This window comes from Lysinibacillus sp. 10T31, from assembly GCF_056394365.1.
Map to the genome: position 1 here is coordinate 1 of NZ_JBFTHS010000261.1, position 377 is coordinate 377.

A 377-nucleotide genomic window follows, 5' to 3' on the forward strand; every position below is an offset into this window, starting at 1 on the left:
GATGACCTGCGCCCGATGAGCAGCACTGAGGTCGATCAGTTGATCGAGCGCTATCGGTTCGGCCCGCCCAAGCAGCAGCAGGACGTCTTGGTGCTGTTGATCACCGAGCCGCCGACGCTGAGCGATAGGGCGTGGGACTGGCTGCTGGAGAAGACGAACACGACCGACGAGATCGACGTGCGTCTGGCGTTCATGGTTCTGGCCGCCGCCGATCCCCGTCGCCTTGGCAAGCACTTGGACCAGGCGGGCTGGGGCTTTACGCTCTATGGCGACACGCTCGCGGCACACGCCGCATCCGGTGCGCTCATCGAGGCCACCCGCGGCCAGCCGTTCGAGCAGGTTGCCACGCGCCTGGCACCGTGGCGCTTGTTGGAGGC

At 66.6% G+C, this 377-nt stretch carries 1 protein-coding gene; it reads left to right on the forward strand.

Going from position 1 to position 377, the window contains the following annotated elements; translation table 11 throughout:
- Positions 1–377, forward strand: a 377-nt coding sequence (locus tag AC1DCY_RS27950) for a hypothetical protein (RefSeq protein WP_477356105.1), incomplete at both ends; no start/stop codon positions are given.